Source organism: Streptomyces sp. NPDC051567 (assembly GCF_044454165.1).
Lineage (GTDB): Bacteria > Actinomycetota > Actinomycetes > Streptomycetales > Streptomycetaceae > Streptomyces.
Genome location: NZ_JBITDK010000018.1, coordinates 12,438 through 33,679 on the forward strand (window position 1 = coordinate 12,438; position 21,242 = coordinate 33,679).

Here is a 21,242-nt window from a genome sequence, read left to right on the forward strand (position 1 = left end):
GGTTCCTCTCCCTGGTGGGTGTCAGCCGCTGCCGGGGGCCGGGACCTGGCAGGTGAGGTAACGGTCGGCGGCGGTGTCGGGCCTGGAACCCTTCAGGTACCAGTAGAAGGTGAGCTTGTTCCCGGTCTGAATGGTGCCACTGCCACCACCGATGAACTGGTAGCTCTTGAGGCTTCCGTGGAAGTTGTACCAGTTGGGCTCGGTGTGCGGGCCGTACGGCGGATTGATCGCCCGGTTGTTGACGTAGGCGTAGGGCATGGTGACGGTGACCGTCGGCCCGAGCGCGGTCTTGGCGGCGTTGGAGAGTTTGAAGCTCCATGCCAGCGTGCCGCCCGAGGCGCGCTGGAACTGGACGGTGGAAACCGCGTGTGTCCAGGTGCCGGTACACAGGGTGTCGCCCGGTGTCCGGAGGTGGATCTCCGCGGCCCGGGCGGCGGCGGCAGCCGCAGTGTCCGGATCGGTGTCCTGCCCGGCGGTGACGGTGTGGAACCCCCCGCCGTTCGCCTCGTACGGCACCGGCACCGGCGCCGCACCGGCCGGGGCTGTGCCCGCCGCTGTCAGGGCACCGGCGGTGGCCGTGCTCACGAGCAGGGCGGCGAGCTTGGAAATCATACGAGTGTTCACTGAACTCCCTTTGAAGTGAAGGCAGTTACTGGATCTTCACTCTGGCATTCGGCAGTCAGACGCCACAAGGGGATCAGATATCAGAAACACGTATGAAACGCGTCCGGCGCGCGTTCCTCGTGAGGGCCACCCGTGGGAGTTGTCCCGCCGATGGCCCAAGATCCACGCGGTCGGATGGCGGGGACGTCCGGGGTGCCGGAGCCTGTCGCCGGTGGCCGGGGTTCCTGGCCGGCCACCGAGCCCTCTGACAGAAGGAGTCCCCCTTGCGTGTCCTGTACGCGCGACTGCTGCCGGTCCTGGCCGTGTTCGCGGCCGTGGCGGGCCTGGTCGCCCTGGGTTCCGGACAGCCCTCCTCCGCCGCCTCCTCCGCCGCCTCCTCCGTGTCGTACGGCGCCCGGGTCCACGCGGCGACCGCCACCCCTCCCGTACCGACCCCCCAGGCGCCGGCGCCCGGGAAGCCGTCGCCTCCCCCCGTGCCCTCGAAGAACCCCGTGCCCGTGCCGCCCCCGAGCGCGGACCCCTGCCAGTCGGTCAACGGCATCCCGGCGAGCGGCGCCTGTTCCGGCGTGGCACAGAACCAGGCGGCCAACGACAAGTGCCAGGTGGAGAGCTTCCACAACTGCGCCCGGCCGATCACCGGCCAGGCGCAGGAGACCTGGCAGCAGAACCAGGACGCCCACGCCCAGGCGCGGCAGGAGTTCCACGCCGTCCAGCGGGACCAGTCCGCCGCGAGCGGCACAGCGGAGCTGTGCCGCTCCTCCGCCGGGATGCGGGACCGGCTGTCCGACTCGAACGTGATCGTTCCCCCCTCCCAGTGGTGGGCCTGCTGACCGGTCCGCCGGGCCCGGCACCCCGTACCGCCGGGCCCTCCCCCACCACAGCCCCCACAGCCCCCACAGTTCCGGTGCCGCACAGCCCCAGTGCCGCACAGCTCCCCAGTACTCCACAGCCCCAGTGCTCCCGTGCTCCCGTGCTCCAGACAAGGAGATGTCCGTGTCACGACGCCTCGCGCGCCGCTGCATGACCGTCCTGCTCGGTGGCTCCCTCGTGCTCGCCGCCCCGCCCGTCCCGGCCGCCGCGGCCGAGGCGGTCGCCGCGCCCATCGAGAACCCCGACGTCGCCGTGCCCGAGGTGACGACCGCGACACCCGCGACGAAGGCTCCCGACCGGTGGACGGGGGTGCAGGTCCAGCACTTCCCCAAGGCACTCGCGGGCCACCCCGACGGGCTCCAGGCCGTCTCCCTGAACTCTGCGGGACCGGGCACCCTGACGACCCGGCTGTGGCGGGTCCAGAAGGGCTCGAAGGTCACCGTGACCTGGGACGACAGCGCCAGCACCCATGCCAGCTGCAAGCAGGACGAGGTCGGCGACGGGCAGCGCTACGAGGTGGTCGCGCCCGGGCCGTCGACCAGCTCTCCCGTGCCCGCGCAGTTCACCACCAAAGGCACCGACAAGGGCAGGGCGGCCTGGCAGTCGGGCCGTTCGTACTCCTTCACGGCCGAGGAGAACAACCCGAAGATCACCTTCGCCTCGAAGCAGCCCGACAAGGCGTCCAAGTGCGGTCCGCTGGTGACCCGCTTCCGTGCCCAGCAGGAGCCCGCGCCCGTACCGTACAAGGACAAGAAGCCCCAGCTGCCGATGCCCGAGGCGTACAAGAACCATGAGGTGGTCCCGCCCAAGGACGTCGTGACGGCGTGCAACTCCGCCGACGCCTGCCGCTTCGAGAAGGACGAACGCTACTCCTTCCAGTACTACGACCGGCCGCGCATGGTGGGCCAGGCGTACATCAACTGCACCCGCAACGCCGTCACCGACGAACGTCCGGTGGAGTGGCAGGAGTACCCCTACGACAACCTCACCCAGTACTTCGTGGCGGTGGAGAAGAAGCCGCTCAATCCGCGGCAGCCGCTCGACGAGAGCCTCAAGGAGGTCGCCGTGCAGATCGGCGGCGGTTTCACCCGGGCCGACGGCAACCCGCTGGAGATGGCCACCACCAACCCCCTGCTGTGGAACCGCAAGGAACAGCGCACACTCACCGTCACCGTCCAGCCCGGCGAGGTCAGCTGGGTCGAGGTGCAGCCGGCCCGGGAGCGGATCACCGGCACCCTGGTGAAGACCCCGGATCTGCGGCTCGACGTCACCGCGGACGCTCCGTCGGGTGCCTTCGGTGACCGCTTCTACCAGCGGACGGGGCCGCTCAGCCAGGTCGAGCTGGCCCGCTGCGCCGACTCCCGCTACAACGCGCGGACCCCGGACGAGACGATCGGTGCTCCGACCCTGCGCGCCGGAACCCCGGTGACCGGGCTGCTCCCGGTGGCCGCGCGCGCCTCGGAGGCCGGGACCCGGGTCCGGCCGGTCACCCCGGTCGAGGAGCCCCCGACCCGCTGAGAAGTCCCCGACCCGCTGACGGGGTCGTGCGCCACGGGCGGTGAAGGGCGGCCGGACCAGGTCCGGCCGCCCTTCGTCCCGTCCGCCGCCGCCGCGGCGGCGGCGGCGGCGGCGGCGGCGGACGGCTCAGCCGACGCGCCGCCAGGTCTTGCGGTCCGGCTCCAGGACGTAGCGGCCGGTGGGCGTGCCCGTCCGGGGCGCGGGGGCGGCCCGGGGGAGACTGCGGCGCTCCTCGTCGGGCTGGGCGGCCTCGGCCCCCTTGGGCCGCAGGGTCTGGCACTTGTCGGGGTTGGTGAAGGTCTGCGCCACCACGGTGCTGGAGTTCACCGTGGAGGGGCCGTCCACGGCCACGTTCCTGACCAGCTTGTCCGTGCCGTCCACCACGAGGTCCCCGACGACGCGGGTCATCGCGTTCAGCGCGCCGAACTGCAGCTCGTCATTGGCCTTGATGGTGAACGTCACCTCGGTCGTCTCGGTGTTGGTCATGCTCCAGGTGTGGTTCCAGGTGCCCTTGAACGCCGCGGTGAAGGCACCTTTCAGCGCGAGATGGATGTTGCTCTTGGCGGCCACGGTGGTACTGCCCGTCTCCGTCATCTGGTCGGTGTTGGTGACCTGGTGTTCGGCGGTGACGCTGGCCTTGGCCGTGCCCTCGACCTTGGTCTCCTGGTTGGGGCCCGTGTCCTTGGGCGCGGTGTGGTTCGTCGTGCCGATCGTGGCGGTGGCTTCCTTGGTCTCGCTGGCCTTGTCGCTCTCCTCGTGCGTCTGCTGCGCCGTGACCGTGGCCGTGCCCGAACCGCTGACCTCGTTGTCGGTCGCCACCTCGCCCTCGATGGTGCCGCTGCCGGAGATCTCCCCACCGATGTTGTCGGTGCTGCTGGACTCCAGCGTCACCGTCCGCTTGACGGTCATCGGTTCATTGGTGCAGTTGATGGCGCCGTTGGCCACGGAGTGCACGGCGCTGGTGTACTCGCGGGAGCGCTTCGGGTCGAGCCGGAACGAGCAGCTGGGGCTCCCGGACCGGCCGCACAGCCGCGTCACCTCCGCCACCGATCCGAGCGCCCGTTTCCCGTCGAACGCCTGAGCCCTGGGCAGGGGACCGGGAGGGCTGCCGCCGTCCCGCACGGTGGCCCCCGCGGGCGGCACGACGGCCAGGGTGAGGGCGGACAGCGCGGGAAGGACCAGCGCCGTACGCCGGACCAGTGCCGTACGGCGGACCGGCTGCCGCCGGGCGGGTCGGGTCGGGGTGGGGTGGAGCGGTGCGGGGTGGACCATGGAAGTCTCCTTGTCGTCGCCCGGACCGGGGCGGCTGTCCTGACGGCACATCACACCGGTCGCGGACAGCTGTCACCGCGGGCCTCGTGCCCGTGGCGGTGTCCCCATCGTCAGTGGCCCTCGTGGGCGTTGCGACCGCTGCTCCCGTCGACTACGCCGATCGGGCCGCGTCGTACGGCACACGGGTGACGGGGCGGGCACGGTGGACGTCGTTCCCCGGATGCCGGGCGGGCCCGTGCCACGCTGGGCCGATCGGTGACGCCCGGCGTCACGCCTTCGGCACAAGGAGACCGGACATGGCCAAGACGAAGACCCGACTGCGGGTCAGGAACACGAACGGACACGTCAAGAACGCGACGGCCAAGATCGTCGCCACTCTTTTCAGCGTTCCCGATAACGAGCCGATCGAAGGCGAGGACATCGAGTTCTACACGGGCGACGGTGACGACTCCCTCGGTACGGCACGGACCAACGACCGTGGTGAGGCGGAGCTCAACGCCGGCAACAACTACCTCCAGCCGCTGAAGTGGGGCCGGGCCCTGGAGGGTGGCCTCAGCGCCGAGTACTTCGGCAGCGCCGAGTTCCAGTCCCACCCCCGGGTGAAGGCGACGTTGACACCGGGCGCCTGAGCGGCTCCCGATGTCAACGGGCCGGGCCGGCCCCGGCCCGGCCCGCGAGGCGCGCCGCCGACCGGGCCGGGTGGTGTTGACAGTCCCGGGGATCGGCGCCACGGTGAGGGTCCTTCCGCGACCCGAGACCAGAGGTCTCCCCTTGGCCGGTTCGTCAGCACCTCGTCCGGACACCGACCTCGTCGAACGCGTACGCGAGCTCCATCCGCTCGCACGCCGCGCACGCGGAGCAGCAACGGCGAGTGACGGGCGAGGTCGTCGAGGCCCTCACGGGCACCGGAATCCTTCGCATGAACGTCCCTCGCCACTACGGGGATTACCAGACCTCGTTACGGACCCAGGTCGACGCGCTGAGCGAGGTCTCCGCCGCGTGCGGGTCGGCCGGGTACATGGCGATGATCCAGGACTCTCCCTTCGCGACCGGCTGCCAGGACGCCGACTGGCATCTGCTGACCGCGCTGACCGACACCGGGGAAGACCCGCCGGAGATGCTGTGGCTGGCGGTCCCCATGACCGATCTCAAGGTGCTGGACGACTGGAACGTCTCCGGGCTGGCCGGGAGCGGCAGCAACACCGTCGTCGCCCAGCTGGAACCGATTCTTTCGGCCTGGAGGGCAGGGCGGAGGGAAAAGGGCCTGGACATCGGCCGACCGCCCGAGCACGACCTGCGCCGGATCATGGACGCGGTCCTCCATGCCGACCGAACCCGGAATCCCCTGGCGGTACCTGCCGCACCACTTCGCGCCGTGGGAGACGGTGTACGGGTACTTCGCGGCCTGGCCGAGGACGGAGTGTGCGAGCAGCTCAACGGCACGGTAGCGAATACAGGTGGTCGTTGGACCAACCGGTCAAGGGAAGTGCACCGTGAAGCCCCGGGCGTCACCGCCCGGGGCCTCGTACTGCCGGTGCCCGTACAGCGGGTGTGGTGGTGGGGGTGCTATGCGTTCCCGGAGACCGCCGTAGGAGGGGCTCGGGGTACTTGGCCGGCTTCCCGGGCGGTCCGTCCGTCACAGGGCGGTGACGATGGGAAGGATGGTGGGGATGATGGAGTCAAAAAAGCGGATCAGGTCGTCAACCCAGTTGCTGGTGGTCATGGGGGTACTGCCCTTCTTCAGAGGGATGGCCACGGTCCGGGACTGCGGCGACAGGTGTGCGTGCGATGTACCGGGTGGGGCTGTGCCGCCCCGGCCCTCGGCACGGGTGTGGCCATGAAGTGACCGGCGGCCACGCCATGGGGCCGTACTCCCGGTCACCCAGGAACGACAGGAAGACCTCGGCCGGGGCCCGGCCGTGGTGAACCCGGCCTACCGCATCACGCTCCGCCGTTGCCGAGGAGTAAAGCCAGGAGTTGCTGCGCGATCGCGATGATGTCGTCGACGGTGCCCTGACCGCTCATGGGAGTCAGCCCCTTCTCTGCTGCGGGAATACGGACACAGCACACTCTCCACACCCCCACACGAACGCAGGGCCGACCCCGCCCCAAAATCACCCACACGAGTGAATCAGACGCTGTACTCCTCGGCCGCGATCTGAGCGGGGCCGAGGTCGGCGGCTCGTTGTGCCGTGGTCAGGGCGACGGGGACCCGGTTGATCCTGTTACGGGCGGCGCACGCCTCTTCGCGGCGCGGGTCGCGCACGTCTGGGAGATGCTGACCGGCACGGGCTACGGGCAGGATGAACCCATGCGTATGGGAATCGCGTTGCCTCAGTACGGAAGTCATGCCCGGGCGGCCTCGATCGCCGGGTTCGCCAAGGATGCCGAGTCGGCCGGGTTCGACTCGCTCTGGGTCGGGGACCGCGCCCTGACACCGGTCACTCCGAGTGACGTCTATCCGGGGTACACACCGGAGAATCCGTACCCGCCGGAGTTCAAGACCTTCCTCGACCCCCTGCTGGTGCTGACGATCGCGGCGTCGGCCACCACACGGGTGCGGCTCGGCACCAGTACCCTCAACGCCCCCTGGTACCCGCCCCTGTTGCTGGCGCGCTCGCTGACGTCGCTCGATCTGGCCAGCGGGGGCCGGCTGGACGCCGGGCTCGGTATCGGGTGGATGCGGGACGAGTACTCGGCCGTCAACGCCGACTTCTCGCGGCGCGGCGCACGGCTGGAGGAGATACTCGACATCCTGCATGCCGTGTGGACTGATGAGGTCTTCGGCCATGAGGGGGCGCACTGGACCATCCCCCGCTCCTATGTCGGTCTCCGGCCGGCCCAGGAGGCGGGGCCGCCGGTCTACCTGGGTGGTTTCTCCCGGGCCGCGATGGACCGGATCGGCCGCCGCGCGGACGGCTGGGTCGGGATCGTGATGCCGCCCGAGGCGCTCGCGGGGCTGTGGGACCTGGCCCGCCGCGCGGCCGAGGAGGCGGGCCGTGATCCGGACGCGCTGCGGCGCGAGATCCGCTACAACCCCGGGCCGGGGTCGTCGGTCGACGACATCGCGGCAGTGCTGACCGGGCTACGGGAGTCCGGGGCCGACGGCTGTTTCATCGACCTTCAGCAGTGTGTGCGCGAGCCGGAGCAGGCGTTGGAGTTGGGTACGGCGGTGCTGGGCCGGGTCCGGGCGGGCTGAGACCCGTGCGCCGCCCGACCAGCGGGCGCGGGTGCGGTGCGGGACGGCCGGGGAGTTGAGCCGGATCGGGCCCAGGGTCTCACCGGCCGCCAGACGGTGGGCACGATGCCCCTTGTCCCGAACCCTCGGCCACTCCTCGGGTCGGTGCGCGCGACCGGGCGGTGGTCCCGAGCCGGTGTACGGCGGACCGGTGACCGGAGGCTGACGGGAGGCCTCCGCCGGTCCGCAACCGGACTCCAGGACCGCCCGGGCACCGGCCGGCGGAGGCGGCTTCCAGGCGGCCGGCCGGGGGCGCTGGGCCGTGCGCTCCCGGGCCGGTCCCGGACGGGCGGTGACCGGTGCCGCCTTTGCCGCGCGCAGGAACTCACAGGAACTCATGAGCCACCTCGCGGCGGTCGACGTACGCAAAGGGCCCGCGCTCTTTCGGACCGCGTGGCCGCGCCGGATCATCAACTTTCGTTGACGGCGTGCGACTTTCGGACCGGCCTGCGGGCCCGTACCGGGTGACGGTTGCGGCCCCGGAGCATCCTGTTATCGGGGCAGACCCGCATGGAACGGTCTGGAATTCGGAGCGCAGAGCATCGACGTCCGGCCGATGTGGACGCCTGCCCCAGCCCGTCACCATGGAACACATGAGCAGCGACAACGGAGACAGCGCGAAGAACGCGGGTGGCGGCGCCGGGACCGTGTTCGTGGAGCCGGACTGGACCACCGTGGGAATCCTCGGTTCCGCACGGGGGGCGCGGGAGGAGCCCGGGGACCCCATCGGGACCGAGCATCTGCTGGGTGGCATCACCCACAGCAAGGGGGACGCGGCGCAGGCGCTCGCCCTCGCGGGGGTGACCAAGGCCGCGCTGCTGGCGGTGTTGCGCGACCGGCAGAGGCCCGGCGGTGCCTGGCACACCGCCGAAGCCGCCGGTGCGGCGGGCGCCGAGCCCACGGAGTGCGCCGAGTACGTCGGATCGAAGGCCGTGCTGGGGGAGCACGGCGACAGCGGGGTCCGGTTCACGGGGGCCGCCGCCCGTGCGCTCACGGCCGCGGCGGGGCTGGTCAGGGCAGGGGGAAAGCCGGCGGCCAAGCAGCGGATCACGGCCGAACACCTGCTCCGGGCGCTGCTCGCGGAGGAGAACCGGGCCGGCGAGGCAGTGCGGATCTGCGGTACGGCCCCGGCGGCGGTCCTGGCGCTGCTCGACGGCGGTGAGCCCGTCATGGACGATGGGCTCGATCCCTGTCTCCACCCCACCCGGGACGCGCTCCTCGGCCTCCGCTCCTACCGGTCGCTCGGCTTCCTCCGGCGGTGGATCATCGCCGCTTCGGGGGTCAACTGGGCCGCCGATCCACTGGCCTGGATCAGGATGGAGCTCCAGGAGCAGCTCATGAGGCTCGGCGACCGCGAGGCGGGAACCGAGCACATCCTGCTGGCGGTGCTCGCCACCCATGAAGTCGCCGCCCGTTACCCGCACATGGCGGACGAGGAAACACCCCGGCCCTCCTACCGGTACGCGGGTGGGGAACGGCTTCAGGAACTCGGCATCGGATACGCGGCGGCCCGCAACGCCCTCGCGGGCAACCCCGATCTGGGCTCAGATCCCCGGCCGGCCGGGAAATATCTTCAGGATGTGCTGACCGGCAGTGGAACCGGACCCCTGGTGGAATCCCTCTTGGTGGGCGAGACGCGAGCACAGCGCCTGGTCGAAGCACTGGTCGCGTCCACCGGGAGTCGGCCCCCGTCCGGGCCTGCTCCCCGACCGGAACTCCGGCCCGAACGCCGACCGACGGACTGACCAGCCGTCCGGCGGGCGGGTACCCGGTCGCCCGAGGGACGTCCCAGCGTCGTGACGTCTCCCCGAGCACCGGAACCGGAGCCGGGTGTACGGGCCGGGAGTTACCCCTCCGGGTCCCGGACCCGGCGTCCGAGAGCTTTCCCGTACCGACGTCGTTCGACCTTCGCGTACGTACCGCACCGACGCGGCCCCGCCGGGCGCGCGGTCGTGGTGCCGTGTCGCGTTGTACCGATGTACCGATGTACCGGCAGTAGAGGAGTCCCATGTCCCACCGCACCTCAGCACGCTCAGCGCGCCGTGCCACAGCCGCCGTTGTCGTCGCCGCCGCGCTCTTCACGGCGGCGGCACCGGCCGCGGCGACCACCGTCGCCCCGCCACCGCCCGGTGTCAGCCACACGGGCGGCGCCTACGCCCAGATCAGGCCGTTGACCGCGCTCTCCGCCGAACGCCTGGCCACGGCAGATCTGGTCGCCGCCGCCAAGTGGGGGACGAGCAGCCCCATCGACGACCCCGCGCGGGAGCAGATCGTCCTCGACACCGTCCGGCAGCAGGCGCTGGAGGCGGGGGCCGACCCGCAGGCGACGGTACGGATCTTCCGCGACCAGATCGAGGCGAACAAGCTGGTCCAGCACGGGCTGTACAGCCTGTGGACGGCCGACCCGTCCAAGGCGCCGGTCCAGCGGCCCGATCTGGCCGAGGTCCGCAAGGAGATCAACCGCATCAACACCGCGCTGGTGCGGGAGATCGCCGGCTCGGAGAGCGCCCGTTCGGCCGCCCACTGCCGCGGGGTCCTGGCGCTCTCCGCCTTCCAGGTGCGCCAGGAGAAGCGGCTCGACCGGCTGCACACCAAGGCGCTGATCCGCGCGGTGCCGTCAGTCTGCTCGGACCGCGACGACTGACCGGCCGGTCCGGCCGCTCCCGACCGGGCAGGAGCGCCTGTCGGGTTCCGGGGTGAGGAACGCGTCGACGGTTCGGACGAAGAGGGCGGAGTCGTCGAGCCATGGGAAATGGCCGGCCCCCGGTTGGACCACGATCTTCGCGTTCGGGAGCGTGCCGGCGATGGCGGCCACGTGCGGACGCGGGCCGCCGTCCAGTTCGCCGGCCAGGATCAGCGCCGGTGTATTCAGGTCGCCGATGGCGGCGCGGGTGGCGGCGGGGGCGAAGGCGCCGGGCGAGGCATAGATCCCGGCGGCCGGCTCGTTGCTCTGCTCGGCGTCCGCTACGGCGTGTTCCTGCGCGGTTGCGTCCCGCCCGTAGAAGAAGGGTGACGCGGCATGCCGGTCGGCGTCGGTCGCGGTGCCGGACCGGACGGCTTCACGGGCGTCGCGGGCGGGCCCGAACCACGGTTCGGCCGCGCGCAGTGCGGCGGCTTCGTCCCCGTGCTCCTCGGTGAATTCGATACCCAGGGCGCGGGCGCGGGGGGGGGTGATCAGTACCAGGGTTCGTACGCGGTCGGGGTGCCGGGCCGCGTGGAGGAGGGCGAGGTCGCCACCCGCCGAGTGGGCGAGGACGTCGACGCGGTCCAGGCCGAGGTGGCGGCGCAGGGCCTCGACGTCGCCGATCTGCCGGTCGCAGCGGTAGGTGGCCGGGTCGGCGGCGGTACCGGAGTCTCCGGTACCGCGCAGGTCGAGCATGACGAGCGTGCGCCGGCTCGACAGCCCTCCGAGGTCACCCAGGTAGGCGCAGGCGCGCATGGGCCCACCCGGCAGGCAGAGCAGTGGCTCTCCCCGTCCCGTCACGTGGAAGGCCAGCTCGGTTCCGTCGTCGGCTGAGAAGGCGGGCATGGTGTGATCCTCACGACCGGGAGACGGCCGCAGCAAGCGGTGTACGCCGCTGCCCCTGACTCCGGCCGCCTCCACCGGCACGGAGTCCGCTTCCGTTTTCCTTCACCGGAGCCTGGAAGGCGGCCGCTTGCCCAGTCACAGTCCCGGCAGATCGGCAGGCCGTCCTCCTCCCTCACAGCGTGAGGGATGCGCTGCGGCCGGAAGGGCCCCGATACTGGTAGGGGTGCAGACCCTGACAGGGGACATCAATGGGTGTACAGCTCCCGGGAGGTCGCTGTGGCAACGGACGGGTTCTTCCTGCCGCTGTTCGAGATGCCGCTGCCGTACTGCGGGGCGTCGTCGGCCGAGACGGACATCGAACGGGACCTGTGGGACTGGGCGGACGGCCATGGACTGATCACCACGGACGCGATGCGACGGCACCTGGCCCGTACCCGCCCCAGCCGGACCACCGCGCTGTACTACCCGCAGGCACATGCCAGGGAGCTCCTCCCGGTCAACCGGTACATGACTCTGGCGTTCGTCGTGGACGACCTGCTCGACGACGCGGCCGACGGACAGGACATGGCAGCCGTCACTCGGTTGTGCGACGAGCTGACCGGGGTCGCCCTGGGAACCCGTGATCCCGCCAGCGGTCCGGGCCGGGCTCTGCACGACGCGCTGGGGGACCTGTCGGCGGGGCGGTCCCAGGAGTGGCAGACCCTGATCAGGGAGGTGAGCGTCCGGTGGCTGCGCACGTATCCGGTGGAGGCCGAGGCCGACCGGGACGGCAGGGTGATGGAGTTCGCCGAATATGTTGCGCATCGCCGGTGGAGTGTGGACGAGATCTTCTACCTGCACATGGCGGAGTTCGTGAACGGCCTGGACCTGCCCGCTGAAGTGCGCCGGCTTCCCGCGCTGGTCCAGGCGCGGCACCGGGCCAGCGAGTGGGTCGGACTGTTCAACGACATCTGCTCCTTCGCCAAGGAAGAGGGTGTGGGATACCGGCACAACGCCGTCGAGATCACCCGGGCCCGGCTGGGCTGCTCCGTACAGACGGCGGTGGACCGGGTCAACGCGGTACTGACCGGGCTCATGTACCAGTTCCAGGCCGCGTGCGCGGCAGCCCCCGCACAGGTCAAAACAGTGGCCGGAGATCAGGGTGAGGTCGAGGCCGCCCTGCTCGTCCTCGACGGATACCGGTACATCGTGCGGGGCAACTTCGACTACCACCGCCACAGCGACCGCTACAACGCCGTGGCCGACTACCTTCCGGGAGCACAGCACGGGACACACCGGCCGGACTGGGCCGGACCTTCACCGCCGTAGAGCGTCTCGGAGACCCGGGAAGAGCGGGGTCCGGTTCTCGGCGAGGGCCAGGGTCGGGGAGCTGACGGCGGAGAGGTGCGCCATCTTCCGGTCGAGGACCGGGAAGACGACTTCGTCGAAGTACCGCAGGACATCCACGTCCGCGGACCACTCGGCCGGTCCCGCCTGCCAGGCCGTGACGCTGTCCGTCATCGGCCCGACCCACAAGCGAGGCCACCGCGCCACCGTGGGAGTGTCCGAGGAGATCCACCGGCCCGGCGCCCGCCTCGCGCCGGACCCAGGCCGCCAGGTCGGCGGCGCACGACTCCAGCCCGCCCCCCCCGTACGGGGGGGCGGGCTGGACCCGGCCCCCCTGGGGTGCGCGATCGCCACCGTGCGGCTGTCCGCGAGGCCGTCCAGCGGTGCGAGGTACACCGGGGTCCGTGCCGGGCCCTCCCGGATGGCACACGAGCAGGGGGCCACTGCCCCGCCAGGTCGTGGCGAGCGCCATGGCGGCAGTCGGTGCGGGAGCCATCAGCCCTCCTTCGGGACGAGCAGCCGGGCGCAGACCACGGCCGCCGGGGCCGGGCGGGCCGGGCGGGGCCGCCCCTCGCCGGGATCGCCGCCCACCACGGCAGCAACCTCCCGCACACCGAGGACGAGGACGGCGACTGGACGTCCGGCGTCAGCGGGTGGGCTGCTCGCCCACCCTGACCAGGTCCGGCCAGTACTGCCGGGCCTGGTCGATCCGGTTCAGCAGCGCGGTGAGGACGTCCGCACTGGCCCGGTAACCGTCGGTCAGACCGGACAGCACCTCCTCGGCCTGCCCGGGCCGGGCTTCTGGGGCGTCCACCAGCTCGGCACAGTCGCGCGCGCCCTTCCTGGTCAGGTCGAGCGCCCGGCTCCACTGCGCGTCGAGTCCGGCGTCCGGAATGCGTACGTGCCCCAGGGCCGTACCGGCCACCCGGTCGAGCTGTGCGCAGACCACGCGCAGGCGGACGCCGTCGATGGTGACCTTGCCGTCGGGCCCGGCGGTCTCCGCCGCGTCCCGCAGGCCCTGGAAGAAGCGCTCGAAGTCCTGGTAGGCGGCGCCCAGCTGCTGAACGTCCGCCTTCCCGCTGAGGCTGAACCAGGCGACGAACTGGAAGGTCCGGACCCGCTCGGTGCCGGCCGGCGGCGGTGGCGGTCGCTGGCCCGCCACCGGCCCGGCGAGGCCGGAGGGGCGCCCCCGGGCGAGTGCGGCGGCGGGGCCGAAGACGGCTGTGGTGAGCACCAGCAGGATGACGCCGACCGCAGCCGTACGGGCCCGGCCAGGGCGTTGCCCGACCGTGGCAGACCGCTCGGACCGCCGGCCGGGCAGGGCGCGCCGCACCGCGCGCCCCATCAGGGCAGCCAGGGCGGCCAGGCAGCCTGCGGGTACCACCAGCTGGGCCAGCAACTGCGAGAACGGCCAGCTGCCCGCCGGTACCCAGTGGCAGCTGTTGCCCAGTACCCGGAGCGGTCCGAGGCAGCCGTCGATCGAGCCGAGCGCGAACTGCCCGGCCAGTGCGACCGCGTGGGCCACCGCCGCCGCGATCAGGGCCCGGAGCAGCCAGAACCGGCCGGACCGCCCCGCGACCACGGCGGCGGTCACCGCGACGACGGCCCACAAGGCCCCGGCCACCCACCACAGGTACAGCAGGCTGAACCAGCCGCCCCGCTCGCCCTGAACCGGGCGGATGCCGTGCAGTCCGGCCCGGACGGCGGCCACCGCCGCCAACCCGAGCAGCCCGCCGAGCAGCCCCGCGCACAGGGCCGCGCCCAGCCCGTCGACTCCCCGGAGCCGGTGGGCGAGCGGATAGAGCCAGAGCGCCGTGAACGCCGCGACCGACAGCGGGTTCGTCCCCTCGACCGCCACCTGGAGGAACAGGATGCCCAGGGAGAGCGCCGGGCCGTGCTCCTCCCACGGCCCGGGCGAGGTCAGCACGATCTGCTCGCGCAGCCCGCCGGCCCCGAGCACGTCCCCGGCGGTGAGCAGGAAGCCGGTCCGCAGCCACCAGCCGATCGCGGCCACGCCCGGCAGCGCTCCGACCGCCACCCCGATGCCCGCCGCGAGCAGTCCGCCGGTTCGCAGCCGGGCGCACTGCGCCAGCCAGATCACGTACAGCAGTGCGCCGAGCACCAGCATGAGCAGGACCTCGGGGTGTGCGGGGAGGAAGTGCGAGCCGCTGGTGGTCCCGGCCATCAGGTCGCCGGTGACCAGGCCCAGGCCCAGCAGCAGGCCGGACCGGACGGTACCGGGCGTCGACCGGCCTTGCCGGGCGGCCCAGCCGACGGCCCGCCAGACGGTCAGCGCGACGGCGACGGCCCCGGGCAGCGCCACCGCGAGGAGAGCTGTGGTGTTGCCGGTGAACGCGCTCAGAGTGCGGGCGGCGGTCAGGGTGACAGCTCCGGCCAGGAAGAACTGGACCGGGCCGAGGGTGTGCAGTGCGGCCTCGTCCTGGAGCGAACGCCGCCGCTCGGCCCAGGTCGGGTGGGTCCGCCAGAGTGCGGTGAGCGCCGAGGCCCGGCGGCCGGGGGCGTCCCGGGCGCTCTGCCAGACGCCGGGGTCGGCGCCGCCGGCCAGTGCGTCGGCGTCGGCGTGCAGCTCACGGTGGCGCAGCAGGTCGGCCCGGGCCAGTACCACCAGCAGGACCAGGAACAGCGGGGCGGCCATCGCACGGATCACGGACGGCCGGGCCGCCGGCCAGAACACCTGGTCGGCGCCGGTGAACATCCCGAAGAACTGGGCCGCGCCCAGGGTCAGCCCGAAGGTCAGCACGGTGGGCACCACCACCAGGGGCAGGAAGGCCCGCCACAGCGCGGTGACGGCGTACGCGAGGTCCACGTCCCGGTTTCGGAGATGGGCCAGCTCGTGCAGCAGCACGGCCCGGAATGCCGCCGGGTCGGTCGGCCTGGTCGCCAGCAGGCCGGCATGCAGGCAGACGGTGTAATGCCCGGTCCGGCCGAAGACCACGGCTCCCGCGCCGAGTGCGGCCGGGTCGACCAGGAAGCGTGGCGCACGACGCACTCCGGCGGTCCGGGTCAGCTCGGCCAGCTCCTCGGCCAGTCGGGCGTCACAGCCGGCCTCCTGCAGGGTCATCAGCCGACGACGCCGGCGGCGCCAGCCGGGCAGCGCGAAGTAGAGCAGTACGGCGACGGCCAGGACCACGGCGGTGCCGACCAGCCCCCGGCCGTACGAGAGGGAGGCATCGGAAGTCAGGCACTCGGCCGCGCCCCGCTGCCGGTCCGTCCCGACCAGCAGCGAGGCCAGGAAGTCGCCGTCGGGGTCGTAGCCCGCCGCGAACAGGCAGAGGGTGGACGGGATGGCGGTCGGGGTCAGCCGGGTGACCACGTTCAGTGCGCTGATGCTCGCCACCAGCATGACGACCAGCAGCAGGACGAAGCGCACGGTCGTCCCGGCGGGCAGCGCCCGGGCATCCAGCGGTGCGCGGGCTGTCAACCGACCGCTCCCTCGGGCGGGTTGTCCTCGGGGGCGGGGTCCAGAGCCAGCCGGGCGACCACGCCGTCCGCCAGGGCATCGGCAGCGGACCGGTCCAGGCCGGCCCCGGCAGCTCCTTCGAGGACCCGGCGGTGCACGACCGCGAGCTGCTCGCGGCTCAGCTTGGGCATGCCGGCGGACAGGGGTGGGGTACGGCGCACCAGTCGGCCCAGGCGTGCGGCCAGGCCGACCGCGGCGGCGCCGATCAGCCCGCGAAAGGCCTCGTCCACCGCGAGCCAGACCACAGGAGTGACCACCGCGACCGCCTCCGACAACCCGAAGCCGAGCGGGTCCTCGCCGCGCCTGCGCCGGAGCAGACGCACCACCTCGTCCTCGTCCAGCCTGGCCAGCCACTCGACCAGCTGCCGTTCCTGTGGCGCGTACTGCGTCACCACGTCCAGCACAACGGCGGACACCGTCGCCCCCATGCCACTCGCCCCCAGCTGTCGACGAAGGGTCAACTCCACGTCCAGCCAATGTAGTTCAGTGAGTCCTGATGGGCGATCCGATCTCAGGCACTCTGCTTGCACTCGGCCTGACGGGCGGCCGGCGGGCTCCGCGGCCCGTCCGAGGGCTTCGCGGACCAGGACCTCGTCGTACCGCTGCCCCGCCCCGCCCCGGGCCTGCTCGGCTCCCGGGCTTCTCCCAGCCGTCCACGAGATCCGTCAGCGCCCGGCGCCGCTCGTCCTCGCGGGCGACCTGCCTGTTGAGAACGGAGCGGTCGATGTACGGGTCGGCGGCGGCTGGATATCGATCAGTCGTCCGGGTGAATGAGGAGTTCAGCGGGGGTCAGGTGGGCAGATCGCCGCGGGTTGTCGGATGACAGCCCGAGGGACTTGAGCGCAGGAGTGGGCGCCATGGCCTGTTCCAGACCGGCAGGAGCCCTCCCAGCCCCGCGTCGATCGCACCCACCGGGCTGTGGCCTCGTACCGCGGCGAGCGGGTATCCACCACGCCGGCCACGGTCCCGCCCCCGGCCACCGACCGGCAGCGGTACGGACACGGCCCCGGGTACGGGGGTGGGCCTCGACCTGATCCTGCTGGCCGCGGTCGAGCGCGCGCCGGTGGACACCGAGGTGGCCGTCATGGTCGCCGAGGCGTTCGCCGCGCTGGGCCGGGCCACCGGCGCCCCGGCCCGTACGGATACGGATGACGGCGTCGAGGCCGCCGCCCTGTCCATGGCGCTCACCGCGGCGGTCCTGGGGCTCCGTGTACGGGCCAGGGCCGGCGCTGCGGCGGGCACTGCCGACCAGGCCGGCGCCGCCCTCGCCCACCGCCTCGACCAGCACTGAACCCCCTACCGTCAAGGAGCCGACATGGCAAAGGTCAGCATCGACGACAACACCCTGGTCGTGGAGATCGAGGGACTCGACAAGCTCTGGGCCCTCAAGAGCCGACCGGCCATACCGCCGGCCAACATCCGCGGAGCGACCTCCGACCCGGGGATCGTCAGGGAACCGAAGGGCATCCGTGCTCCTGGCACCCACCTCCCCGGCGTCATCACCGCGGGCACCTTCCTCATCGACGGCGAGCGGGTCTTCCGGGACGTCCACGACCCGGCCAAAGCCGTCGTCATCGAACTGGCCGACGAACGGTACGCCCGCCTTGCCGTCCAGGTCACCGACCCGCGCGCGACCGTGTCACTCATCGAGCACGCCATACCACCGGCCCGACTCCCACCCCACCCGCTTCGCCCCGCGCACTCGCAGCCACAGGCGGCAACCGTGCGGGTGCGGACCGGCTCGGGTTTCCGCGGGCGGTGCTGGGCGCCGTTCAACCGAAGAGTTGAACCAGGTGCGTGCTTCCGGGCGATGTGTGGACGCGCACCCCGGCCGGAGACTCGTCCTGTCCGCCGTCGGCCCGGCTCACACCTGGGGCCGCGGCGGGCGGGACCGAAGCTCAGCACGCGGAGAAAGGGACCCACCCCACTCATGTTCAGCGACATCAGCAGGCGCAGCGTTCTCGCGGTCGGCGCCGGAGCGACCCTGGCCGCGGCGACCGGGGCCACCGCTGCGAGCGCCGCGGAGGCCGCGCGCGCCAGCAAGGGAGGCGGCGGTTCGGCTTCTGCCGTTCCTGCCGCGTTCGGCCGCGAGGAGACCCGTTCGCTCGACCAGCTGTACGAGGCCGCCCTCGCCGAGGGCGGAAAGCTCGTCGTCTACGCGGGCGGTGATGTCGAAGAGCAGCTGGCCGGCGTCAGAGCGGGGTTCACCAGCAGGTTCCCCGGCATCGACCTCACCGTCGTCGTGGACTACAGCAAGTTCCACGACGTCCGCATCGACAACCAGCTCGCCACGGGCACTCTGATCCCGGATGTCGTCCAGCTCCAGACCCTGCAGGACTTCACCCGCTGGGCCCGGAAGGGCGAACTGCTGCGCTACAAGCCTGCCGGGTTCACCGCCGTTCATCCGAAGTTCAAGGCCCCGGAGGGCTCCTGGACGGCGGTCATGGTTGTCGCCTTCAGCTTCGTGTACGGCCTGGAGGCGGTCGGCAGCGGTGTGCCCCGTACACCGCTGGACTTCGTCGACCCTCGCTGGAAGGGCGCCATCGCCTCCTCCTACCCGCATGACGACGATGCGGTGCTCTACCTGTTCTCGCTCTACGCGCAGAAGTACGGCTGGGGGTGGGTCGAGAAGTTTGCCCAGCAGCAGCCGGAGTTCGCCCGCGGCTCCCACACGGCGGACGTCGCGGTGGGCGCCGGCCGGAAGAGCATCGGCGTCGGTACGGCGGGCAACCTGCTCGCCGACGGCGGGGCGTCGAGGTGGGCCCTTCCCACCAGGGGTCACCCGTTCATGGCGTGGGCCCAGCGTGCCGCGATCCTGAAACAGGGTGCCCACCCCGCCGCCGCCAAGCTGTACCTGAACTGGATGCTGTCCCCCGAACTCCAGCAAGCGTCGTACAGCGGCTGGTCGGTCCGCAGGGATGTCCGCCTGAAGGGCGGCCTCAGGCCGATCTGGGAGTACGAGGACGCCAACCTGGACGGGTTCCCAGCGTTCATGGAGGACCGCGCCAAGGTCGAACAGCTCAAGCAGACCTTCGCGCTGTACTTCGGCGAGGTCGAAGGCGCCCCCTCCCCCGGGCGCCTCGGCCTGCATCCGGGCCGCTGAACCGAGCACCCCCCCCCGGCGGTTGAACCGGGTGTCCCCCGGCGGCTCTCTGCCGGTTTACGCCGGTCACACACCGGGCCGGGTTAGGGTCTTGCTACCGGGTCGTGACCGTCGTCCAACAGGGAGCCGCTGCCGTGCCCCCCTCTCGTTCGGCCCTGAGCAGGCTGTCCTTGTCGGCGCGGCATCTTCCGCACCTGGTTTTCCTGATCGTCGTCGTCGGCACCCTCGCACGGCTCTTCACCCTGCACACCTGGCTGTGCTGGACCGTCGCCCCGCCCATCGTGGTCCTGGCGCTGGCGTACGTGGGCGGGCTGGTGCGATGGAACCGGCTCGGCACACGGGGCAGACCCGCCTGGCTGGGAGTGCTCCTGCTGCTGTGGGGGTGGATCTGCTGGGTCCTTCCGCCCGGCCTCGCCACCGGGTACGTCTGGCTGGCCGTCCCCCTGGCCGTCGTCGCACAGCGGATGCCCGGGCGCCGGATGCCTCTTGCGGTGCTCTGCGTCACGACCACGCTGCTCGTGGCAACGCTCACCCGGATCGGCGGCGGGTTCGATCTCGAACTCGTCGCACCGCCGATCGCCGCCGTCTGCGCGACCGTGGCCCTGCACCGCACACAGGAACGGCTGATGCGTGAACTGACCGCCACCAGAGGCGAGTTGGCGGTACAGCAACGCGCGGCCGGGCGCCTCTCCGAGCGGGCCCGTCTCGCACGGGACCTGCACGACACCCTGGCCCAGGAGATCGCGGGGAGCCGTATGCTGCTCCAGGCCGCCGAACGGGACTGGGAACGCAGGCCGGATGCGGCAAGGCGACAGGTGCGGGCCGTTGTCGACGCGCTCGGTACGCACCTCGCGGAGACCCGTGGCATCATCCACGATCTCACCCCACCCGGTCTGGAACGTGATGGGTTGGAGACGGCACTGCACGAGCTGTGCGCCCGTACAGACGCGGCTCCAGGAGCTCCCGCGGTGTCCATCTCCACACAGGGTGAGCCCCGCCCCGTCCCCGACGACCGGGCTGTCGCCCTCCTGCGGGTGACCCGGGGGCTGCTGGCGAACGCGTGCGAGCACGCGCGCGCCACACAGGTGCGGGTCACCCTCCATCACGCGGACGGGGCGGTGGCGGTCGAAGTGTGCGACGACGGAACGGGATTCGACCCGGCGGCCGCACTCCCCGAAAGGAAAGGGCGGGGATTCGGGCTGGCCGCCGCGCGGCACCGGCTGGCCGAGCTGGAAGGCACACTCATCGTCGACGGAGTGCCTGGACGCGGGACCCGGGCCAGAGCCACCGTACCGGTGCGGGCGCATGTCCCTGCGGGCTCGGCATGAACGATGCTTCCGCGGTCGCAGTCTCGGTCTCGGTGCGGATACTGATCGTGGACGACCACGCCGTGGTTCGAGCCGGCCTGCGGGCTTTGCTGGAAGGTGAGCCCGGTCTCGACGTGATCGGCGAGACCGGCGAAGGTGAACAGGCCGTACTGCTGGCCGGCAGGCACAAACCCGACGTGGTCCTGATGGACCTGCGCCTGACGGACGCCGGCACGGGTTCCGGCGCCGAGGTGGGCGGCATCGCCGCGACACGGCGGATCACCAGCACTGTTCCCGGTGTCAACGTCGTCGTCCTGACCAGCTACGGCAGCAGAGGAGATGTCGTCCGTGCCATGGAGGCCGGCGCTCGCGGCTACGTCCTCAAGGCGGGTCCGCCCGAAGAGCTCTTCCGCGCGGTACGCGCCGCTGCGGCCGGAGGGATGGGCCTGGCTCCTGAGGTCACTGCTCAGTTGGTCGGAGGAGCGATCGGCGCCGGCCCGGCACTGAGTGGGCGTGAGGTCGAAGTCGTCGGGCTTCTCGCACGGGGACACAGCAACCGGGCCATCGCGGCGGCCCTGCACCTCTCCGAGGCCACGGTCAAGACGCACCTCGTCCGCATCTACCGCAAGCTCGGCACCGAGAACAGGGCCAGTACGGTGTCCGAGGCCGTCCGGCGCGGACTCCTTGAGATCGGTGGATGAGGCCTCTGACGGTCCGGCCTCGATCCGGGCACGAGTCCGGCCACCGGAGTAGCGCTCTTGCTCTCGCAGGACACGGCCGTGTCCGGGTCGCTGGCGGGCAGGGTGAGGCGCCAGCCGCCGTAGTCGTATAGGTGCAGTGGTCCCCGGAGCAGGTTCAGTCCGGCGCTGGCTCCCACGTCGACGATCCTGACGGACGGGACGGTACGCACCGTCGCCTCATCGAGGGCCTGGAGGCCGCCGTGGGCGAGCGCGGGGGCCAGTTCGTTCCAGCCC

18 protein-coding genes and 3 pseudogenes are annotated in these 21,242 nt (G+C 71.9%); 14 read left to right on the top strand and 7 right to left on the bottom strand.

What is annotated here, in order from left to right; translation table 11 throughout:
* Positions 1-21 precede the first annotated feature (21 nt).
* Entirely contained in the window at positions 22-612 is a 591-nt protein-coding gene (locus ACIA5F_RS20125; protein ID WP_399354783.1) for a hypothetical protein, read from the bottom strand.
* A 275-nt stretch (positions 613-887) separates the two neighbouring features.
* Between ACIA5F_RS20125 and ACIA5F_RS20130 the strand changes: the two genes are divergently transcribed.
* Both ACIA5F_RS20130 and ACIA5F_RS20135 read left to right on the top strand, forming a co-directional pair.
* A complete protein-coding gene (locus tag ACIA5F_RS20130) occupies positions 888-1,454 on the top strand; it encodes a hypothetical protein (protein ID WP_399354785.1) in 567 nt (188 codons plus the stop codon).
* A 163-nt stretch (positions 1,455-1,617) separates the two neighbouring features.
* A complete protein-coding gene (locus ACIA5F_RS20135; protein ID WP_399354787.1) occupies positions 1,618-3,012 on the top strand; it encodes a hypothetical protein in 1,395 nt (464 codons plus the stop codon).
* A gap of 126 nt (positions 3,013-3,138) precedes the next feature.
* Here ACIA5F_RS20135 and ACIA5F_RS20140 read toward each other — a convergent pair whose 3' ends face one another.
* Positions 3,139-4,284: a hypothetical protein gene (locus ACIA5F_RS20140; RefSeq protein ID WP_399354789.1), complete on the bottom strand. Its 1,146-nt coding sequence runs from the start codon at positions 4,282-4,284 to the stop codon at positions 3,139-3,141.
* A 296-nt stretch (positions 4,285-4,580) separates the two neighbouring features.
* Between ACIA5F_RS20140 and ACIA5F_RS20145 the strand changes: the two genes are divergently transcribed.
* The 3 genes and pseudogenes from ACIA5F_RS20145 to ACIA5F_RS20155 all read left to right on the top strand — a co-directional run.
* Positions 4,581-4,913 carry a hypothetical protein gene (locus ACIA5F_RS20145; RefSeq protein WP_399354791.1) on the top strand — a complete coding sequence of 111 codons (333 nt, stop codon included), beginning with the start codon at positions 4,581-4,583 and terminating at the stop codon, positions 4,911-4,913.
* 242 nt (positions 4,914-5,155) lie between these two features.
* Positions 5,156-5,263, top strand: a pseudogene (locus ACIA5F_RS20150) (hypothetical protein); the annotation flags it as partial.
* 201 nt (positions 5,264-5,464) lie between these two features.
* A pseudogene (locus ACIA5F_RS20155) lies at positions 5,465-5,725 on the top strand (transposase); the annotation flags it as partial.
* A gap of 690 nt (positions 5,726-6,415) precedes the next feature.
* On the opposite strand, the gene ACIA5F_RS20160 reads toward ACIA5F_RS20155, so the two are convergent.
* Positions 6,416-6,550 carry a hypothetical protein gene (locus ACIA5F_RS20160; protein ID WP_399354793.1) on the bottom strand — a complete coding sequence of 45 codons (135 nt, stop codon included), beginning with the start codon at positions 6,548-6,550 and terminating at the stop codon, positions 6,416-6,418.
* A 45-nt stretch (positions 6,551-6,595) separates the two neighbouring features.
* On the opposite strand from ACIA5F_RS20160, the gene ACIA5F_RS20165 reads away from it, so the two are divergent.
* From ACIA5F_RS20165 to ACIA5F_RS20175, 3 genes are all read left to right on the top strand, one after another.
* On the top strand, positions 6,596-7,483 hold the full coding sequence (locus tag ACIA5F_RS20165; RefSeq protein WP_399354795.1) for a TIGR03619 family F420-dependent LLM class oxidoreductase: 888 nt from the start codon (positions 6,596-6,598) through the stop codon (positions 7,481-7,483).
* A gap of 632 nt (positions 7,484-8,115) precedes the next feature.
* The gene (locus ACIA5F_RS20170) at positions 8,116-9,267 is read left to right on the top strand and encodes a Clp protease N-terminal domain-containing protein (protein WP_399354797.1); all 1,152 of its coding nucleotides are present in this window, start codon (positions 8,116-8,118) and stop codon (positions 9,265-9,267) included.
* Between the two features lie 263 nt (positions 9,268-9,530).
* Entirely contained in the window at positions 9,531-10,166 is a 636-nt protein-coding gene (locus ACIA5F_RS20175) for a chorismate mutase (protein WP_399354799.1), read from the top strand.
* Here ACIA5F_RS20175 and ACIA5F_RS20180 read toward each other — a convergent pair.
* Entirely contained in the window at positions 10,140-11,051 is a 912-nt protein-coding gene (locus ACIA5F_RS20180; RefSeq protein WP_399354801.1) for an alpha/beta fold hydrolase, read from the bottom strand. The two genes, ACIA5F_RS20175 and ACIA5F_RS20180, sit on opposite strands and share 27 nt — an antisense overlap.
* A gap of 276 nt (positions 11,052-11,327) precedes the next feature.
* Here ACIA5F_RS20180 and ACIA5F_RS20185 point away from each other — a divergent pair, with 276 nt between their 5' ends.
* A complete protein-coding gene (locus ACIA5F_RS20185) occupies positions 11,328-12,359 on the top strand; it encodes a hypothetical protein (protein WP_399354803.1) in 1,032 nt (343 codons plus the stop codon).
* Here ACIA5F_RS20185 and ACIA5F_RS20190 read toward each other — a convergent pair.
* The 3 genes from ACIA5F_RS20190 to ACIA5F_RS20200 form a co-directional block, all read right to left on the bottom strand.
* Positions 12,348-12,551 (bottom strand): hypothetical protein, encoded by a 204-nt coding sequence (locus ACIA5F_RS20190; protein ID WP_399354804.1) that lies wholly within the window; start codon positions 12,549-12,551, stop codon positions 12,348-12,350. The two genes, ACIA5F_RS20185 and ACIA5F_RS20190, sit on opposite strands and share 12 nt — an antisense overlap.
* A 472-nt stretch (positions 12,552-13,023) precedes the next feature.
* Positions 13,024-15,819 (bottom strand): M48 family metalloprotease, encoded by a 2,796-nt coding sequence (locus ACIA5F_RS20195; protein ID WP_399354806.1) that lies wholly within the window; start codon positions 15,817-15,819, stop codon positions 13,024-13,026.
* Positions 15,816-16,274, bottom strand: coding sequence for a hypothetical protein (locus ACIA5F_RS20200; protein ID WP_399354808.1), 459 nt, complete (start codon positions 16,272-16,274; stop codon positions 15,816-15,818). Before ACIA5F_RS20200 ends, ACIA5F_RS20195 begins: the two co-directional genes overlap by 4 nt.
* Positions 16,275-16,876: 602 nt before the next feature.
* On the opposite strand from ACIA5F_RS20200, the gene ACIA5F_RS20205 reads away from it, so the two are divergent.
* The 5 genes and pseudogenes from ACIA5F_RS20205 to ACIA5F_RS20225 all read left to right on the top strand — a co-directional run bounded on the left by ACIA5F_RS20205 (position 16,877) and on the right by ACIA5F_RS20225 (position 20,969).
* Entirely contained in the window at positions 16,877-17,149 is a 273-nt protein-coding gene (locus ACIA5F_RS20205; protein WP_399354810.1) for a hypothetical protein, read from the top strand.
* 24 nt (positions 17,150-17,173) lie between these two features.
* Positions 17,174-17,518 (top strand): annotated as a pseudogene (locus ACIA5F_RS20210) (hypothetical protein); the annotation flags it as partial.
* A 270-nt stretch (positions 17,519-17,788) separates the two neighbouring features.
* Positions 17,789-18,961 (top strand): ABC transporter substrate-binding protein, encoded by a 1,173-nt coding sequence (locus tag ACIA5F_RS20215; RefSeq protein ID WP_399354989.1) that lies wholly within the window; start codon positions 17,789-17,791, stop codon positions 18,959-18,961.
* A gap of 134 nt (positions 18,962-19,095) precedes the next feature.
* The gene (locus ACIA5F_RS20220) at positions 19,096-20,289 is read left to right on the top strand and encodes a sensor histidine kinase (protein WP_399354812.1); all 1,194 of its coding nucleotides are present in this window, start codon (positions 19,096-19,098) and stop codon (positions 20,287-20,289) included.
* Entirely contained in the window at positions 20,286-20,969 is a 684-nt protein-coding gene (locus tag ACIA5F_RS20225) for a response regulator (protein WP_399354814.1), read from the top strand. The genes ACIA5F_RS20220 and ACIA5F_RS20225 overlap by 4 nt, the downstream gene beginning before the upstream one ends.
* Positions 20,970-21,242 lie beyond the last annotated feature (273 nt).

Bases quoted from the DNA above. Each gene is read 5' to 3' on its own strand.
- ACIA5F_RS20125 (WP_399354783.1), bottom strand. From the start codon at position 612: ATGATTTCCAAGCTCGCCGCCCTGCTCGTGAGCACGGCCACCGCCGGT.
- ACIA5F_RS20140 (WP_399354789.1), bottom strand. From the start codon at position 4,284: ATGGTCCACCCCGCACCGCTCCACCCCACCCCGACCCGACCCGCCCGG.
- ACIA5F_RS20145 (WP_399354791.1), top strand. From the start codon at position 4,581: ATGGCCAAGACGAAGACCCGACTGCGGGTCAGGAACACGAACGGACAC.
- ACIA5F_RS20165 (WP_399354795.1), top strand. From the start codon at position 6,596: ATGCGTATGGGAATCGCGTTGCCTCAGTACGGAAGTCATGCCCGGGCG.
- ACIA5F_RS20170 (WP_399354797.1), top strand. From the start codon at position 8,116: ATGAGCAGCGACAACGGAGACAGCGCGAAGAACGCGGGTGGCGGCGCC.
- ACIA5F_RS20175 (WP_399354799.1), top strand. From the start codon at position 9,531: ATGTCCCACCGCACCTCAGCACGCTCAGCGCGCCGTGCCACAGCCGCC.
- ACIA5F_RS20180 (WP_399354801.1), bottom strand. From the start codon at position 11,051: ATGCCCGCCTTCTCAGCCGACGACGGAACCGAGCTGGCCTTCCACGTG.
- ACIA5F_RS20190 (WP_399354804.1), bottom strand. From the start codon at position 12,551: ATGACGGACAGCGTCACGGCCTGGCAGGCGGGACCGGCCGAGTGGTCC.
- ACIA5F_RS20215 (WP_399354989.1), top strand. From the start codon at position 17,789: ATGTTCAGCGACATCAGCAGGCGCAGCGTTCTCGCGGTCGGCGCCGGA.
- ACIA5F_RS20225 (WP_399354814.1), top strand. From the start codon at position 20,286: ATGAACGATGCTTCCGCGGTCGCAGTCTCGGTCTCGGTGCGGATACTG.